Genomic DNA, 15,772 nt, shown 5'->3' on the forward strand with positions numbered 1-15,772 from the left:
GCCGTCGTGGTGCGCGGTCCGACAGGATCAGCGGGCCCCTACCCCGCCGGCGACGAGGAAGCGGAATGGACTACCTGAAGGTTTTCGAGTCCGCGCAGCCGGAACTGGAGCAGTGGCGCCAGCGCCAAGTGCGCAACCCGCCCGAAGAACCCCAGCGCGGCAGCGACCTCGCCGAGGACGACAAGGTCTTCCCCTACCAACGGATCAGCGAGATGACGCGCATCAGCCTCATCTCCGCCGGCGAGCACCTGCGGCTGGTCTGGGACGCGCTGGACCGCAAAAACCTCTACACCACCGCCCAGCACACCGCCGTGCGCGGCGCGCTCGTCGGCGCCGCCCAGGCGGTGTGGATCACCGCGCCCGACGATGCGGCGACACGACAGCGCCGCGGCCACTCGGTGATCGCCGAGTCCTACGACCAGCTGCGCAAGTACCAGCGCCGCACACTCGACCTCGCCGACGACCTCGGAAACACTGCCGCCCAGCAACAGCTGGTACGCGACCAGATCGACTGGATCACCGGCCGGCTGGACGCCCTCACGGCCGTGCAGCCGGCGCTGATGAAGGTCAACGTCGCCGACATCCTGCGCGACATCGGGCCGATCGTCTTCCCCGGTGACACGGTGCGCCAGGGCGGTCTGCGCCTGGCCTGGAACACCCTGTCCAGCGACGCCCACGTCCTGATGTGGAGCATCGCGACGCGCGCCGACTTCCAGGCGGCCGGACCAGCCGACCGCGCGACCGGGCTGTCGGTCGGCATCGCCGGTGGGCAACTCGGGGACTTGGCCGGCTGGTACGACCTCACCATGAACACGCTGCGTCGAGGCTGGCGTCTGTTCGACCGGCGGTGCGAAGCGCCGTGATGAGCGGCCGTGGCTCCGACCATGATGGACCGTGCCCCGCGGACCGCTTCGGGAGCCGCAGCGTCGACGTGATCCGCCGAGCGGGCCAGGTGCGGCCCGCGCTACGAGCTCATCCTCGGGAGACCCTGAGCCCTGAGCGACGACGTCGGACTGACGCCCCGCGATGACGATCAGTCCGCCTGGCCGGCCGTCGATGCTTCGCCGGACGCGTCCGCTGCGGTGACGTTCTGCGCCCAGCTCACCGGCGTTAGCACGGCCAAACGACGGCCGTAGCGCTCGACGATCGCGTGCCCGCCCGCCGCGACCCACACCTGAAGGCGGCGCCACGCGTCCTTGGCCACCCCCGACTCCACCACAACCAACGACGCGGTCCACCAGCTCGGCTGCGCGTTGCCGGCGTCGGCCGCGCTCACGCGCGCAGGCTCACCCATGGCCGCGCCGGTCTCGGCGCGGTGCTCGGCATAGCGCGGCCACGGCATCGCGACCAGCTTCGCCCGGCCGCGATGGCTCACGGTTACGGCCTGGCCGGTCTCGATCTGGTCCAGGAACTCGCTCCACGCGCGCCGGACGCCCTCGCTGGTCATGTCGAACACGGTGCCTACCGTAGCTGAACTCCCGAACCTCCCGAAAGTACCGAACCTCTTGCATGCGTGTCGGTAGGTTCGGTAGCTTCAATCTACCGAACCTACCGAAGCTGCCGATCGACGTCCTCGGTGGTCTCGCGCGCTCCGAGAGGAACTGCCATGCCCCCGCGCCCCCAGCCCTGCCCCGGCGGCGGCCAGCCCCCCAACCACACCTACACCCGCAACGTCCGCGGTTCCGGCGGTGTCGTGCGGCAGGTGACGGCGGCGAACTGCCCGGTCAACCACGACGGCCACTACGACCTGCCGGTCATCGAGGGCATGGTCGGTGACCACGCCGAATAGGGCTCCGGCCGAGTCGGCGCTCTCCGAACCCTGACGTGTGCGCCGCACCGCGTTCCGGTGCGGCGCACGGTTTTGTCGGTGGCCTCCGCTACCGTGGCACCTGGCCGTCGCTGCGCACGGCCGCGCCCTGGCCGATGTGTCCCACGCACACCCGGCTAACAGGCCAAGCCCTCCGGGCAGGCAGCACGAGATCCAGCGACCTTCGACGACGTGTTCCGCCGCGACGAGACCACCGCGGCAGGAGCGTGGGACCTGCCGGGAACGGGACTTTCCGTCATGACCTCCACCAACCCCGACCGGCCCAACGCCCGCAAGGCGCAGGCCCGCCGGCTCACCAAGCGCACCGGCATGCCCTACGCCAGCGCGCTGCGCCAGGTCATCCGGGCGGCCGAGCCCTGGGAGCCCCAGCACCGCTGGATCCTCACCGACGACGTGCGCGCCTGGCTGTCCGGCGAGAGCTGGCGCGGGGTCAACTACGGCGACCGCTACGCCTGGCTCGACAACGAGGTCAAGCCGACCTTCGACTGCGACTGGTGCGGAGAACCCGGCGACGCCCGCGAGAACGACTCCAGCCTCTCCCTCATCGTCACCGCCTACGACCCCGACCTCTCCCCGGTCACCCACCACATCGGCACGAAGAAGTACCACGCGACCTGCAAGCCCTCCTCGATCGCGTGGGCGGTCCCCGCGGACATCCCCGCTGGCCCGCAGTACCTCGGCCTGCCGGCCAGCGCCAAGCCCGCCATGGTCGGCGAGTTCGAGCTCGAGGTTCACGCTCTGCTCGACACCGACCCCGAGGACGACACCCAGCACGCGATGCTGCTGCTGACCGCCCAGGTCGTCCAGGACCACGGCCAGGGCCCCTTCGCCTGGCTGACCGAACTCGAGCTGTATCTCGGCAGCGAAGGCGTCGGCCGCGTGCACGAGCTCGACGACGAAGACGAGACCGGCTGGGCGCTGCGCGTCGCCACCGAGCACGCCGACGACAACCACTCGCCCTGGATCGCGATCCGGACCGGACACGGCGAGAACGCCGACGGCACGCCCCGTCATCTGCTGGTGTGCCAGCTGGACCTGCCCGACGGCTGGGCCGACGCGGCCCGCGGCGCCGGCCACGTCGATGTCGTCGTCGGCCCCTGCACCCGCCATTGGGACAACGCCCCGGTGCCCGAGGACCTGGCCGACGAGATCGCCGAACTCCTCGAGGACGACGCCGCGGACCGGTGCGGCTGTGGCCACCTGACCGCCGAGCACGTGGTCGACCTGGTCGAGTCCCACGCGTTCCTCGTCGGCTCGGTCCGCGTGCTGACCGCCGAGGAGGTCGCCTGAGATGACCGCCGCGAAGAACACCAGGACCCGCACGCCCAAGGACTACGGCCCGATCCAGACGCCCACCGCGCTCGGGATGCCGATGTGGCAGTTCGAGCGCGCGGTGAAAGCCGGGCTGATCCCGCCCGCGGACCCGGCTACCGGCCGCTGGCCCGCCGCGGTCGTGCACACCGCGCTGGCCGAGATCGAGCAGATCAAGGCCGCGGTCGGCTCCCAGCCCGACGTCGGCGCCAGCCGCGCCGCGGACGTGCTGGCCGCGCGCTTCGGCATCGAGGTCCCCGCCGACGTCCTGCTCGAGCTCGATCGCCTCGGACTCATCCCCGAGGTCGGCGAGTACAAGGACTACCCGCTCTACGACGGCCGGGCGCTGGAGCACTTCGACGACCGCGCCGTACTGGAGAAGGCCCTCGTCGACGGGCGCCTGCTCCAGCGCACGGAGGTCGTCGAGCACCTTCGCGTGCGCGCGTCCGACGTCGAGCACCTGATCCGCGCGAACTGGCTGGAGCCGGTCACCTGGGTGCGCAGCGGCCGGCAGCGCCGCCACTCGATCCCCGCGGTGCCGCTGTTCCGCGCCGCCGATCTCGAAGTCCTTCTCGACCATCCGGCCATCGACTGGGACGCCGTACGCGCCACTCCGGCCGGGCGGCCCTCGCCGCTGGCAAAGCTCTCCCCGCGGCAGCCGGCCACCGCCAGCTCCGCGCTGGCCTGAACGCATCGCGGGCGTCGCACCGCTGACCTGGCAGTTTCCGGGTTTCCTGAGTTGACGGATCTTGTGCGAAACAGGAAACCCATTTTCCCAGGTCAGCGGTGCTCCGATGCTGAATTCATGACCACTTTGTCGACCCTCACCCGGGGCCAGGGCGCCGGTGACGCCCCCTACACCGCCGCCGACCTCGACGTCATCGCCGACAACGTCGCTCCCATGCACGGCCACCCCAACACTCCCCGCCTGTTCACCGGGCCCGGCGGGCTGGCCGTCACCGAGGACGGCATCGTCCAGGTGCCGCCCGGCTTCGACTGGCTGGCCGACCGCGCCCACCGCAACGACCCCGGCCCCGGTAGCCGCGACGCCGCGGTGGCGACGCGCCGCGACGGCGTGGGGTGCGTGCACCCCGGCATCACCGCGTGGGCCATCGCCCGCGGGTGGCCGACCGACCAGCACGGCCGTCCGGTCAACCCCCGGTACGCGTCGCTGCTCGCCGACCCGCGCATCGGGCTGTGCACCGGCCTCGGCCCCTCGTGGCGCTACGGCGAACAGGTCGTGACCGACGCCGTGGCGGTGGCCGACGGGCACGTGGCGCTCATCGACCGCGACACCCCGCACAACGGCACCATTCCCGCGCTGCCCGGCGGCTTCGCCGAACCCCAGGACTTCGGGCTGACCTTCGCGGACTGGACCACCGGGCACCGGCCGGTCACCCCGGCCGGAATCATCGCCAACGCACTACGCGAGCTGGGCGAGGAGACCGGGATCGCGACCCCGGACGGATCCACGCTCCGCATCGTCCGGGAAATCCGCCCGGTGTCCAGCCCGCACACCCTCAACGCCTGGACCGTGGTCTACACCGTGCTGGTGGTGCTGCCCACGCGCCAGCCCGTCCCCGACGGCTTCCGCGCCCGATGGACGCCGCTGGACACCCTCGACGCGGTGCTTCCCAACATGTGGGGCGACCACCGCAACGCCCTGACCGCCGCCCTCGACCAGATGCAGCGCGGACTCTGACCCACCTGACGACCTCGACACGAAAAGGCGAACGCCAGCCCGGCCTCCCAACGCGAGGAGGCCGGGCCGGCGTCGTTGGTCGGGCCGCCGCTGACCTCGCCGCGGCCCGGCGCGGCCGGGAGCTCCCCGCGAGGAACCTGGAGGCCGGTCAGAACGTGCGGTCGCGGACCTGCATGAAGCCATACCGGTGCGCCATCTCCACCAGCACCGACCGGACCAGACGACGCCGCGAGTCCGCGTCCAGCCCCGGCGCCGAGTGCACCGCGACGAACAGCTCGGTCAGCCGGTCACGGCGATCACCGGGCCCGAACGGCTCCAGGTCGAAGACGTCGGCCAGCACCAGCTGCTCCCCGGCCTGCTGGTCGTGCCGCGACTCCGTGCCGATCGACAGCTCGACCCGCGGCACCCCCGCCCACCGGGGCGAGGCCGGGGAGCCGTCCTCGGCGCCGTCGATCAACTGGGGCAGCAGCTCGGTGGCGGTGTCCCAGGCCGCCACGAAGAACTCGACCAGGTCGTCCACCGACCAGCGCAGATCGGCTGCCGGATCGTCCAGGACCCGGGACCATGCGTCAAAGTTCTCCACTCGCACCTCGGCGCAGGTGACGACCGCAAAACCTCGTGACGCCGGCGGCAGCGTCATCATGACCTCGGCCGACAGCGCGAGCTGCCCATCCGGAGCGGTGATCTCGCAGGCGTAGCTGAGCCGATCACTGGCGTTGCCGTTGCGTCCCGGAGCCCAGCTACCGGCGAACACGCGACCGCGGGACAAGGCCGTGGTGATCCCGGCCAGCGTGCTGAACGGAAGCTGCGGAAGCACCGCGTCCAGCCGGTCCGGGCTGATCTTCGCGGTGTCAGCACCGGCCAACGGCAGAACCGCCAGCACCCGCGCCCGTAACTGCGGTGGGTTCGGCCCACCGGTCCAGTTCCGCGTCACCGCCGACGTTTCCGTGCTGACGACCGGGTCCGGTTCCCACCGCCAGCCTCGGCCGGCCGCGCGCAGCAGTCGGCCGGGACCCCAGTGACCACCCGACAGCGCCACTTCCGTGGCGTCTTGGCCGACGACGCGGGTGGTACCGGCATCTCCGGCGGGGAGTCCGAGCGCGGCAAGCGCGTCGCCGTCCGGGGCGCCGCTGCCCTGCTCGCGCAACGCCTGCCAGATCTCGCCGGCGACCGCGACGGGGCGGCGCCCCGGGCGGGCGCACAGCACCCAGCCGGTCTGCTGTCCCGGTGCCCGGAAGTGCTGCGCCACCCCGGGACCGCTTGCGGACGCGAGGGAGACCGGCTCGCCCAGCGTCACGCCGTTCCCGGCGAGGTCGCTGACGGCCTGCTGAAACGGCTCGGTCCAGCCGGGTTCACCGCCGCCGACCGTGTACTTCGGCTCCTCCTCACGCGGGGCCTGGATAGCCGCGAGCGCGGCGGCCAGCTTGTCGGCCCCGTCGCCGGAGTTGGCGTAGCCCAGCCCGATGAAATGCTGGATCTCGTGCGGCCGCAGCCACGTCGTGCCGTCGCCGCGGCGGACCGGGACACCGACGGCGATCTTGCTCACCTCGGCCGTCCCGGTCGGCGCCGGCACAGCGAACAGCTGGCTCGAGCGCGGCTGGGCCGGGATGTCGATGACCAGCACGCCGGTGCCGTTCCCGCGCTCGATCCAGTCGACCGTCACCTCGCGCAGCGCGGGCAGCACCCGCGTGGCGATGACCTGGCGGTACTGGTCGAGATTGACCAGCGTGCGGGGAACCGGGTGCAGGACGTCGACGATCTCCTCGCCGTGTTCCTTCCTGGTGGCGAACCCCACCACCAGCAGGCCGCCGTGCAGGGTGTTCGCGAACGCCGCCACGTCCTTGGCGAGCTCTTCGGCCCCTCGGGGCTTGTCGAGCGGGTAGATGCGCTCTTTCACATCCAGCCAGGCGCATTCCCGCTCGCCGAGCAGCGCTTCGGCGTCGCCCTGATGAAGAGCCCGCCGAGCACGTTCCAAGCCGGAAGCCGTCATGCGCGCCATCATCCCGCGCTCCACCCGCGCCCCGGCTCCGCGGGCATCGCCGGCGCGGAAAGCCCGATCAGCTGATCGCGGCGAGAAGGGCTTCGCGCTGGCGCTGGCCGAGCCCACCGACGCGCCGGCTCTCGGCGATCTCGGCCCCGTCGATCAGCTGGCGCGCCCGGACATCCCCGATGCCCGGCAGCGCCTTCAATACCGCCAGCACCTTGGTCTTCTTCACGATCTCGTCGTCGGCGTCGGCTTTGGCCAGCACGTCGGCGAGCGTCGTCTCGCCGGCCTTGAGCGCCCGCAACAGCTCCGAGCGCGCCGTCCGGGCCGCGGCGGCCTTGGCGAGCGCGGCATTGCGCTGTTCGGGAGTGAGGGTGGGCAGAGCCATTCAAGTCCCCTTTGTCGATCGTCGAGGCGCTGGTCGCGCCCCGCCCCATTTCCTGGCCCATCATGGCCTGCGCAACCCGGCCAGCACGGTGTGCCCGGCGTCTTCGGCGCGGCGCGAGTCCCGAACGCGCTGGCGCGGTCAGCTACGGGCGAGCACCGGCATCGGCTCGCGGACGTCCCACTCCAGCAGCGTCCGGCCCGACTCGCGGTAGAAGGACTGCTTGGCGCGCTTGCGCATCTCGTAGCTCTCGCGCCCGCGCACGCCCCACACCTCGACGTAGGTCTCCGGGTCGACGTCGACGAGCACGAAGTCCGGGAAGACCTCGGTGCCGTCGTAGTGCAGTGGCTTGTGGAACGCGCGGCCGGCCGCGGCGAGCGCGTCGGCCATCTCCGCTTCGTAGCTGGAGTCGGCGGGCAGGTACGAGCTGGTGGTGAGCATCGCGGCCAGGTCGACGACGGTCGGGTAGCCGCGGCGGCTGCGCTCGACCAGGCACAGCACCACCTGCCGGCGGCCGTCCTGGGTGGCCTGCGCGCCGAACGCGCTCGGATACGAGCGGCGGACGCGATCCATCAGCTGGGTGGAAGCGAACAGCGGGGCGCGCTGGTGGGCCAGGCGAATCCGCACGCCGTAGTCGGTCGCCTCGACAGCCCGGAGCTCGCCGAGCACCAGGCCACGCCGGCGGACCTTCCCGACGTTGGCCAACCGGCCCAGGAACCGCTCCCACGCGGCGTTGATCTTCTCGGCCTGCTCGCGCTGGAACGCCGGCACGACCCACAGCGCGTCCGCCAGCTCCAGCCGGTTGACCCGGCAATCCCCGGCCTGCTCGTTCAGCAGCTCGCGGCAGTCGCGCCAGCTTCTGTGCCCGTCGCGCGGGTGCCACACGTTCAGCTGAGCGGACTCCCACAAGTAGTGCAGCAGCGCCAACAGGCCCATCGCTCGCCGCGCGGTCGTGACCGACCCAGCCGACGCGGCCGGTGGAGCCGGGGTGTCGGACGGCGCCGCGGTCGCGCCGCGCACGGTCAGCGGCGTGGACAGCCGGATCGACGTGCCGTCCTCGCCGACGGTGATGGCCTCGGTGTAGGCGCTACGCCCCGACATCGCCGACGGGCTGCGGAACCACGGGCAACCGGGCGCGTGCTGCTGACCGCCCGCCGGCCAGTTGGCCAGGTGGTAGCGCCCGGCGCGGCAGCGGATCACCAGCCTCACCAGCTGATCCGTGCGGCACAAGCACACCGCGTGCCCGACCTCGCTGCGCGCCCGCCCGAACAGCGAGGTGTACCGCTCCGGGTGCTCGCGGACCGCGGCGATCGGGACGACCCGGTCGGCCAGGCGCACCTGGCCCACTGCCTCCGAGGCCGCACCTGCGTCGGCGGCCGGGCGGTGGCCTGCTGAGTACACGGCGTCCTCCCTTCGCCGGGTCAATCCATTTCCGATTGTCCCTGTTCACGGCACCGTCCCGCCGCCTCTTTCGCGCACCGGTCGCGCCGGATGGCCCCGGTAACCCGATCGTGTCAGCGGCCCGGCTGCCACACTGCTCCGGCGTTGCCGCGGCCGCGCTCTCCGTTCAGGCCGCGACCGACACGAAGGCGAGTCCGTCGTGACCATGGCCCTGGACCTGACCCGTGGCGACGCGTTGCTGGCCGCCGGCCGCGACGCGGACCGCTTCCACACGCTGCTGCACACGCTCGACCGGGACGGTCGGGTTCCGCAGGTGCTCGCGTCCTGGACCTACATCAACGCCAACTACTGCACGGACAACCCGGCGGCCGCGTCGCTGACCATCGTCGCCACCCGGCCCGAGCTGGGCCCGAAGGTGCAGCACGCCCTCGCCGGGTTCGGCCGCGCGGGCACGCCCACCGCACGCGCCAAGTGGTGGGCACAGCTCTCCCCGAACGTCGAGCTCGCATTGTCGGTGGCGATGACCGCGGCGGTCACGATCACCGACCGGCTCCCCCGCCTGCCCGGCCGGGCGATCCAAGCCCTGGAACAGCTGTGTTCGGTGTTCACCGGCGGTGACACCGCCGCCTCGATGGCCGCCGCCCGGATCGTCGTCGGCGCGGCCACCGACTGGCAGCCGCCGCTGCGCCTCGGGCTCAACCACGCCGTCGTCGACGGCTCCGCCGGAATCGTCGCGCGGTGCCTGCTGAAGCTGGCCGCGGCCGCGGTCGACGCCGGAACGGTCCCGCAGGAGACGACGGCGCGAGCCGGCCACGACCTCGACACGGCAACCGATCCCGCCCAGCGAGCCCAGATCATCGCCGTGCGGGCCGCGATCGCGGAAGCCGCCGGAGACGGCGCTGACGCGGTGGACGCGCTGCTGGCCGACATCGACGACACCGAGCTGGCGCCCCTGTTGACCAGCTGGGGCGAGATCGCGTCGACCGCGCTGATCCGGACGCCCCGCTGACCGCCCGGTCGACCCGAGTTGATCGCTAGGGTGACCGGATGACCGACGAGCTGGCAGGTCTTGCGCGTGACGGCGTTACGCCCCCCAGGCTGGACACCATCCAGCTGTTGCGCGCCTACCTCGTCACCGATCACGCCCGTGCGGCCGAGATCATCAAGGCACTCGACCCGTCGGCCAGCGACCAGGTGTGCTCGGACCTGGTGGGCATCTACGTCCCGATGGCCCGCCGCGCCGAGCGAGAGGAACGCGGCTGGTCCACCCAGGAAATCCACGAAACCTTCCCCCGCGTCGTCGCCCGCATGAGCGGCGACACCTTCACCTTGACCCCCGAGCAGGTCTATGACGTGTGCGAGGCATGGTTCGCCGGCCGCAGCGCACAGGTCGTCGCGATGACCCAAGGCGAGCCGACCCGGGAACTGTGGCTGCACGCGGCGGCCTCGTTCACCATGACCGTCGGCGTCAAAGCCTTTGGCCCGCAAGCTTTCGGCGGCTACCTGACGCTGCTGCGGAAGCTCCGGACCGCGGCGGCGAGCACCGACGCCGCCGGCCCGCGCTGAACGGTCGCCGTGCCCGCACCACCCGTCGCCAGCCTGACCATCGTCCTGGACCCCGCGCCGCATCCGCTCGCGCACCGGTTCGCCGTGCTCGCCGCCACGCAGAACGGCTGGCGCGGCGGCGACTCCGCCTACGCGATCGACCTCGCCCACGGACGCCAGCGCCTCTGGCTGTTCTCCGACACCCTGCTGGCCGACAACCGCATGGTGAACAACTGCATCGTGGTCGAAGACGTCGCCCCCGGCGGGCTGCGCACCGTCCTCGGCGGAACGGCGGGCCAGCCCGATGCCCTTGTCACCCCGATCGACAAGGTCGGGCCGGACGGCCTGGCCCGCTGGCTGTGGGCCGGCCACGGCGTCGTGGTGGACGACCCCGCGCTGCCCGCCGACCGGCATCGGCTGTGGATCTTCTACCAGGAGTACCAGGCCACGGTGCCCGACGAGCAGAAGACTGAATGGGACTTCGCCTGGCGCCGGACGGTTCGGGTCGAGCTCACGCTCCCGGACCTGTGCGTGCTCAGCCGGACGCCGATCGCCGACGGCACCGGAGTGCAGTGGGGCGCGGCCGTCCACCGGGTCGGCGATGAGCTGCTGGTCTACGGCGTGGCCGACGAGGGGATGCACAAGCACCTGCTTCTGGCCTCCACCTCGGTGCTGCGGCCCGCCGCAACCTGGCTTTACCGCACCAACACCGGCGGATGGTCGCCGGAGCCGGCCGACGCGGCACGGCTGCTGACCGGGGTGAGCAACGAGGTCAGCGTCCTGCCGCTGCCTGACGATGCCGGGTGGCTGCTGGTCACCTCCGACACCCGTAGACCACACGGTTCGTGGCCGATCGTCGCCTACCGAGCCCAGCACCCGGCCGGTCCGTGGACCGGGCCCCAGCTGATCCTGGACCCACCGGAGAACAACGCCGGTTGCTACGCCTACAACCCGACCCTCCTGCACCAGACCGGCAACAGCTTCCTTCTGGCGTACAGCGTGAACGGTCCCTGGGCAGACGTCCTGGCCGACGAAACCCTCTACCGGCCGCGGTTCCACCACGTCCAGATCAGCGCCGTGCCGCGTCCCGACTGGGATTGACCGCTTCCGGCTAGCTCGGCATCGACGCGCTCCTGCTGGCTCAACCGGCACGCAGCGCCAGTCAACCTCCCGAAACTACCGAACCTCTTGCGAATGTCTCGGTAGGTTCGGTAGCTTGAAACTACCGAAACTACCGAAACTACCGAAACTGCCGATCGACACGCTGTAGAGGTATCCGGCCGGGCCTCGCAGATCCACGTCGCGCAGTCCACGTCGTGCACCACGTCACGCGGGGAGACAGCCGTGCCCACCACCATGTTGCCCAGCGACCAGCCGGCCACCGTTCCGTTCCAACGCACCCCAGTCCACCGGACGCCCGGTTCCCGGCGCCCGGACAGCGCGCCTGCAACCCGCGGGATCCAGTCGGCCGGCGACGAGCCGGACGACGCCGCCCTGATCACCGCCGTCCGCGCCGGGCAGCACGGGGCGTACGGCGTGCTCTTCGGACGGCACCGTCTCGCGGCCTACAACCTCGCCGCCCAGCTGGCGAACCGGGCCAACGACCCCGACGACCTGGTCGCGGAGGCATTCGCGAAGGTCTTCGCCATCATGCGCGCCGGCGGCGGCCCCCACGGCACGTTCCGCGCCTACCTGCTCACGACCCTGCGTCACATCGCCTACGACCGGACCCGCCGCGCCCGCAAGGTCGAATTCACCGACGACGTCGAAACCTTCGCGATCGACACCAACCACACGCAGCTGATCGCCGAGCCGTTCCGGGACACCGCTGTCGCGACGCTGGAGCGCAGCCTGGTCGCGCGGGCGTTCGCTCTGCTGTCCGAACGGTGGCAGGAGGTGCTGTGGCGGCTCGAGGTCGAGGAGATGGCCCCCGCCGAGGTCGCCCCCCTGATGGGGTTGACCGCGAACGGCGTGTCCGCCTTGGCCTACCGGGCTCGCGAGGGCCTGCGGCAGGCGTATCTCCAGGTGTACGTGGCCGAGCCGGACAACCAGCCGGACGAATGCCGGGTGATCAGCGGAAAGCTGGGCGCGTGGCAGCGGGGCGGGCTGGCGAAGCGGGAGACCGCGCAGGTCGACGCCCATCTGGACGCCTGCCCGGTATGCAGCGCCGTCGCCGCCGAACTCCAACAGGAACTACCCGCTTAGCAGCACGTGTCCGGACCGCGATCCGGCCGATGATCGGTATGAAGGAGCAGTGATGAAGGACGAGACGACAGACTGGTCCGGCTCAGGCTGGTCGGTGCACCGCGAACCCGGCGCCGCAGCGCCGATCACCGTGCACGTCGACGGCCCGATGGACGCCGCTAGCACCCGACAGCTCTACACGGCGCTGCACCACGCCGCCTGGTGCGACGACGAACGGGTCAGCCCCGAGGACTGGGCGCACACCCTGCTGATCGCGCTGCTCGTCCGGGCCGGCGGCAGCATCGAACTCACCCCGGATCAGCTGGCACCCGACGCGCTGGGCGGGCCCAACGGCAGCCACTACGGCTTCCAGACCGAGATCACCGGCACCGGCGTGCTCGTGTCGGTGGTTCCCGAACCCGCCGTCGAGTGACCGCGATCCGCTGCGGGGCAGCACGCTGCCGCAGCCGGCTCCGCCAAACCCGCTCTACCGGGGTCGCATGTCCATGACCTGCAACGACAGCCCCGAATACCGCTTCGGGTCGTAGGTCATCACGGCCATCGGACTGCCGGCGGCCTCCACCGCAATCTGCGCCACCTCGATGCCGATCAGGTCGGCACCACCAGCGCGGGCAGCCTGCTCACCGGTCTCTAGCGCGTTGGTCGCCGACAGCGTCAACACCTCCACCGGGCCGGTGGGGTCATTCAGCACCCAGGACAGTTCCGGGTGGCGCCCGTCCAACTCGGTCCCGGCGACCAGCAACGACGCGGCGGGTACGACCAGCAGCCGTCCGCTTGTGGTCGCCTGCACCACCACGGCCTGCGCCAGCCGGGGATTCAGCTCGCGCTCGTAGGCAATCAGGAAAGTCGAGTCGAACAGTAGCGCGTGCGGCAAGGTCACGCGGCGTGGTCCGAACCGAGCTGGTTTACTCGGGCCAAGATGTCGCGGGCCTTTGCGTCGGCAGCTTGGTACTCAGCCGAGTCCGGGTCGATACCCCGGTGAGCCAGCAGCGCCTGGGCGGCCTCCGCGCGATGCTCGAAGGCCGCACGGCCGCCCGGCAGAAGCCGGTCGAGCTCGTGCCCCGGCAGCGCGGCCAGCGCCGCCACAGCAACCCGGTCGCGCACCGCTATCCGCTGGACCAGGTACCGGTCAGCGGGCGAGCGGTGCGCGAACGCCGAAGTCATGTCCACGATGATAGCCGGACACCTGGGAAGGCGTCCTCCCATCGCCGCTCGCGTTTTCGTCAGCTGGCCGGAAGCGGAGCACGGGCGCCTTCAAGGCCGGCCAGGCGGTCGCCGTGCTCGTCGACGCGGTCGAGGACGTCCTCGGCGGTGAACACCAGCTGGCCCACGCGTCGGCAGGCGCGGACTTCCGACCAGGTGACCGGTGTGGAGACGGTCGGCCGGTCGCGGCCGCGTAGCGAGTACGGCGCGATGGTTGTCTTGGCCGGGTTGTTCTGCGACCAGTCGATGAACACCTTGCCCGTGCGCTGCGCCTTGGCCATCACCGCGGTCACCCGCTCAGGTGTCTGCCGGGCCAGGTGCTGGGCCAGACGCTTGGCGTAGGCGGACGGCGCTGCGGGATCGTCGGTGCTGATTGCGCAGTACAGCTGCATTCCCTTGGAACCGGACGTCTTGGCGAACGCGGTCAGCCCGTCGTCGGCGAGCAAGTCGTTCAGCCATTCGGCGACCCGGCAGCAGTCCACGATCGTTGTGCCGGGGCCGGGGTCGAGGTCGAACACCAACCGGTCCGGCGGCCGGCGCGCTGGTGGCGGGCCCAGGTCGACGGTGTACTGCGGGACGTGGATCTCCAGGGCGGCCATGTTCGCCTCCCACACCAGCGCCGCGAGCTCGTCCAGCAACGGGTACTCGATCGGTTCACCGCGCTCGCCGTGACGGCTGCGGGAACTCGTGCTCGGCAGCCGGACCGTGGACAACCAGCTCGGAGCGCCGCGGGGGACGTTCTTCTCGAAGAACTGCTGTCCGTCGACGCCGTCGGGGAACCGGATGACCGTGATCGGCCGCCCGGCCAGATGTGGCAGCAAGACGGGGGCAATGCGGGAGTAGTAGTGGATGACCTGCGCCTTGGTAAACCCGTCCGGGTACAACGGCTTGTCCAGGTTGGACAAGGTGATCTGCCGTTTCCCCGCCTGCACCGTGATCTTCGACTTGGTCGGCTGCGCCGGCGCGACCGCGGGCTCGGGAGCCGCTGTGTTGACCGGCGGGAGCTGGGCGGCCAGTTGCGGCTTGTCGCGGGGGACGAGGACGTCGCCGGGCAGACGGTCGGCGCGCAGGCCACGCCAGCTGGTGTGGCGCAGGCGCCCGGCACCGCGCGTGAACTGCCGGTATTGGACCTCCCCGACCAATACCGGGTCGACCCAGCGGGCGCGGACGACGTCCTCCCGCGGCGGCGTGACCGCGAACGGATGCTGCGACCGCTCCAGCGGCTCGAAGCGGGTTTGCAGGCGGTCGCGTTCGGCTTCCTTGAAGCCGGTGCCGACGTCGCCGATGTAGCGCAGGTCGCCGGTGTCCAGATCGTGCGCGCCGAGCAGCAGGCCACCGATCTTCCCGGCGAAGCTGCCCTGTCCTGGGCGCCAGCCGCACACGATGACCTCGGTGGTCTGGATCAGCGGGTGCTTGAGCCAGGCGTCGGTGCGCTTGCCCGGCGTGTAGACCGCGCGGCGGTTCTTCGCGACCAGACCCTCGTGGCCGGCCGCGGCGACGTGGGCCAGCAGCTGCGCGGGCGTGCGTCGGTCGGCGTCGAGCTCGGTGAAGGTGAACCCGCGCACCACCGCCACCCGGTACGGATCCGGCATCGGCAGCGCCAGCAGCTGCTGCCGGCGTTCGTCGTACGGAGCGCCCACCAGCGACCGCGTGCCGAGCTGAAGCAGGTCGAAGGCCAGGAACCGGACCGGCAGGCCCTCGAACGGCTCGCCGCGGCGGATCGAGCTGCGGTGCGTCTGGTAGCGGCCTCGACGTTCCTGCAACAGGCCGAACTCAGGCTGGCCGGCTTCGTTGTAGACCACGATCTCGCCGTCCAGCACGGCCGCCTGTCCATCGAGGGCCGGCCCGAATACGCTGGTGAGGTCGGCGAACTCGTCGGTGAAGTCATTGCCGACGCGGCTGGTCAGCCGCGTGGTGCCGTCCGGGGCGATCTGCATGCAGGCGCGGTAGCCGTCCAATTTGTACTCGTAGGCCCACTCCGGGCCCTCACGCAGTCGCCCGCCGTCGGACTTGGCCAGCATCGGCTCAACCCAGCCGGGGACCCGGGAGCCGTCGCGGCGGGCGGTGCGCGCCATCCCCGCACCTCCCGCCGGCTCCGCGCCGGGACCGGCCCGCCGCCGGTTCCATGGTCACCCGGACGGCGTCGTCGCGCTAGCCGACCGTCCACACGTGACACTCTGTGACCTGCGGTGATCACTCGGAAGCGGC

The 15,772-nt window shown here is 71.5% G+C and carries 17 protein-coding genes; 10 read left to right on the forward strand and 7 right to left on the reverse strand.

Features of this window, described 5'->3' with window-relative positions:
* The first annotated feature begins 65 nt into the window (after positions 1-65).
* Positions 66-863, forward strand: a complete 798-nt coding sequence (locus ACYVLJ_RS40480) for a hypothetical protein (protein WP_460442662.1) — start codon at positions 66-68, stop codon at positions 861-863.
* A gap of 170 nt (positions 864-1,033) precedes the next feature.
* Here the strand turns inward: ACYVLJ_RS40480 and ACYVLJ_RS40485 are convergent, their stop codons facing one another.
* On the reverse strand, positions 1,034-1,456 hold the full coding sequence (locus ACYVLJ_RS40485) for a hypothetical protein (RefSeq protein ID WP_460442663.1): 423 nt from the start codon (positions 1,454-1,456) through the stop codon (positions 1,034-1,036).
* A 150-nt stretch (positions 1,457-1,606) separates the two neighbouring features.
* On the opposite strand from ACYVLJ_RS40485, the gene ACYVLJ_RS40490 reads away from it, so the two are divergent.
* The 4 genes from ACYVLJ_RS40490 (at position 1,607) to ACYVLJ_RS40505 (ending at position 4,841) form a co-directional block, all read left to right on the forward strand.
* Positions 1,607-1,789: a hypothetical protein gene (locus ACYVLJ_RS40490; protein ID WP_460442664.1), complete on the forward strand. Its 183-nt coding sequence runs from the start codon at positions 1,607-1,609 to the stop codon at positions 1,787-1,789.
* A gap of 276 nt (positions 1,790-2,065) precedes the next feature.
* On the forward strand, positions 2,066-3,118 hold the full coding sequence (locus ACYVLJ_RS40495) for a hypothetical protein (RefSeq protein WP_460442665.1): 1,053 nt from the start codon (positions 2,066-2,068) through the stop codon (positions 3,116-3,118).
* A gap of 1 nt (position 3,119) precedes the next feature.
* On the forward strand, positions 3,120-3,827 hold the full coding sequence (locus ACYVLJ_RS40500) for a hypothetical protein (protein WP_460442666.1): 708 nt from the start codon (positions 3,120-3,122) through the stop codon (positions 3,825-3,827).
* 117 nt (positions 3,828-3,944) lie between these two features.
* Positions 3,945-4,841 (forward strand): NUDIX domain-containing protein, encoded by an 897-nt coding sequence (locus ACYVLJ_RS40505; RefSeq protein ID WP_460442667.1) that lies wholly within the window; start codon positions 3,945-3,947, stop codon positions 4,839-4,841.
* A 148-nt stretch (positions 4,842-4,989) separates the two neighbouring features.
* Here ACYVLJ_RS40505 and ACYVLJ_RS40510 read toward each other — a convergent pair whose 3' ends face one another.
* From ACYVLJ_RS40510 to ACYVLJ_RS40520, 3 genes are all read right to left on the reverse strand, one after another.
* A complete protein-coding gene (locus ACYVLJ_RS40510; RefSeq protein WP_460442668.1) occupies positions 4,990-6,831 on the reverse strand; it encodes an RNA-binding domain-containing protein in 1,842 nt (613 codons plus the stop codon).
* Between the two features lie 67 nt (positions 6,832-6,898).
* Entirely contained in the window at positions 6,899-7,213 is a 315-nt protein-coding gene (gene mihF, locus ACYVLJ_RS40515) for an integration host factor, actinobacterial type (RefSeq protein WP_370973872.1), read from the reverse strand.
* Positions 7,214-7,351: 138 nt separating this feature from the next.
* On the reverse strand, positions 7,352-8,611 hold the full coding sequence (locus ACYVLJ_RS40520) for a DUF1173 family protein (RefSeq protein WP_460442669.1): 1,260 nt from the start codon (positions 8,609-8,611) through the stop codon (positions 7,352-7,354).
* A 199-nt stretch (positions 8,612-8,810) separates the two neighbouring features.
* Between ACYVLJ_RS40520 and ACYVLJ_RS40525 the strand changes: the two genes are divergently transcribed.
* The 5 genes from ACYVLJ_RS40525 (at position 8,811) to ACYVLJ_RS40545 (ending at position 12,773) form a co-directional block, all read left to right on the forward strand.
* Positions 8,811-9,620, forward strand: coding sequence for a hypothetical protein (locus ACYVLJ_RS40525; RefSeq protein WP_460442670.1), 810 nt, complete (start codon positions 8,811-8,813; stop codon positions 9,618-9,620).
* 38 nt (positions 9,621-9,658) lie between these two features.
* Positions 9,659-10,177 (forward strand): hypothetical protein, encoded by a 519-nt coding sequence (locus ACYVLJ_RS40530; protein ID WP_460442671.1) that lies wholly within the window; start codon positions 9,659-9,661, stop codon positions 10,175-10,177.
* Positions 10,178-10,186: 9 nt separating this feature from the next.
* The gene (locus ACYVLJ_RS40535; RefSeq protein ID WP_460442672.1) at positions 10,187-11,257 is read left to right on the forward strand and encodes a hypothetical protein; all 1,071 of its coding nucleotides are present in this window, start codon (positions 10,187-10,189) and stop codon (positions 11,255-11,257) included.
* 243 nt (positions 11,258-11,500) lie between these two features.
* Positions 11,501-12,361, forward strand: a complete 861-nt coding sequence (locus ACYVLJ_RS40540) for a sigma-70 family RNA polymerase sigma factor (RefSeq protein ID WP_460442673.1) — start codon at positions 11,501-11,503, stop codon at positions 12,359-12,361.
* Between the two features lie 52 nt (positions 12,362-12,413).
* Positions 12,414-12,773 (forward strand): hypothetical protein, encoded by a 360-nt coding sequence (locus ACYVLJ_RS40545; RefSeq protein WP_460442674.1) that lies wholly within the window; start codon positions 12,414-12,416, stop codon positions 12,771-12,773.
* 54 nt (positions 12,774-12,827) lie between these two features.
* Here ACYVLJ_RS40545 and ACYVLJ_RS40550 read toward each other — a convergent pair whose 3' ends face one another.
* The 3 genes from ACYVLJ_RS40550 to ligD are packed head-to-tail and all read right to left on the reverse strand — an operon-like array spanning position 12,828 to position 15,639.
* On the reverse strand, positions 12,828-13,241 hold the full coding sequence (locus ACYVLJ_RS40550) for a hypothetical protein (RefSeq protein ID WP_460442675.1): 414 nt from the start codon (positions 13,239-13,241) through the stop codon (positions 12,828-12,830).
* On the reverse strand, positions 13,238-13,525 hold the full coding sequence (locus tag ACYVLJ_RS40555) for a hypothetical protein (RefSeq protein ID WP_460442676.1): 288 nt from the start codon (positions 13,523-13,525) through the stop codon (positions 13,238-13,240). The genes ACYVLJ_RS40550 and ACYVLJ_RS40555 overlap by 4 nt, the downstream gene beginning before the upstream one ends.
* 59 nt (positions 13,526-13,584) lie before the next feature.
* Positions 13,585-15,639, reverse strand: a complete 2,055-nt coding sequence (ligD, locus tag ACYVLJ_RS40560) for a DNA ligase D (protein ID WP_460442677.1) — start codon at positions 15,637-15,639, stop codon at positions 13,585-13,587.
* Positions 15,640-15,772 lie beyond the last annotated feature (133 nt).

The organism is Amycolatopsis stemonae (assembly GCF_054781455.1).

Excerpts from the sequence above, each read along its gene's own strand:
- ACYVLJ_RS40545 (WP_460442674.1), top strand. The coding sequence starts at position 12,414 with ATGAAGGACGAGACGACAGACTGGTCCGGCTCAGGCTGGTCGGTGCAC.
- ACYVLJ_RS40530 (WP_460442671.1), top strand. The coding sequence starts at position 9,659 with ATGACCGACGAGCTGGCAGGTCTTGCGCGTGACGGCGTTACGCCCCCC.
- mihF (WP_370973872.1), bottom strand. The coding sequence starts at position 7,213 with ATGGCTCTGCCCACCCTCACTCCCGAACAGCGCAATGCCGCGCTCGCC.
- ACYVLJ_RS40505 (WP_460442667.1), top strand. The coding sequence starts at position 3,945 with ATGACCACTTTGTCGACCCTCACCCGGGGCCAGGGCGCCGGTGACGCC.
- ACYVLJ_RS40500 (WP_460442666.1), top strand. The coding sequence starts at position 3,120 with ATGACCGCCGCGAAGAACACCAGGACCCGCACGCCCAAGGACTACGGC.
- ACYVLJ_RS40555 (WP_460442676.1), bottom strand. The coding sequence starts at position 13,525 with ATGACTTCGGCGTTCGCGCACCGCTCGCCCGCTGACCGGTACCTGGTC.
- ACYVLJ_RS40490 (WP_460442664.1), top strand. The coding sequence starts at position 1,607 with ATGCCCCCGCGCCCCCAGCCCTGCCCCGGCGGCGGCCAGCCCCCCAAC.
- ACYVLJ_RS40510 (WP_460442668.1), bottom strand. The coding sequence starts at position 6,831 with ATGACGGCTTCCGGCTTGGAACGTGCTCGGCGGGCTCTTCATCAGGGC.
- ligD (WP_460442677.1), bottom strand. The coding sequence starts at position 15,639 with ATGGCGCGCACCGCCCGCCGCGACGGCTCCCGGGTCCCCGGCTGGGTT.
- ACYVLJ_RS40495 (WP_460442665.1), top strand. The coding sequence starts at position 2,066 with ATGACCTCCACCAACCCCGACCGGCCCAACGCCCGCAAGGCGCAGGCC.
- ACYVLJ_RS40480 (WP_460442662.1), top strand. The coding sequence starts at position 66 with ATGGACTACCTGAAGGTTTTCGAGTCCGCGCAGCCGGAACTGGAGCAG.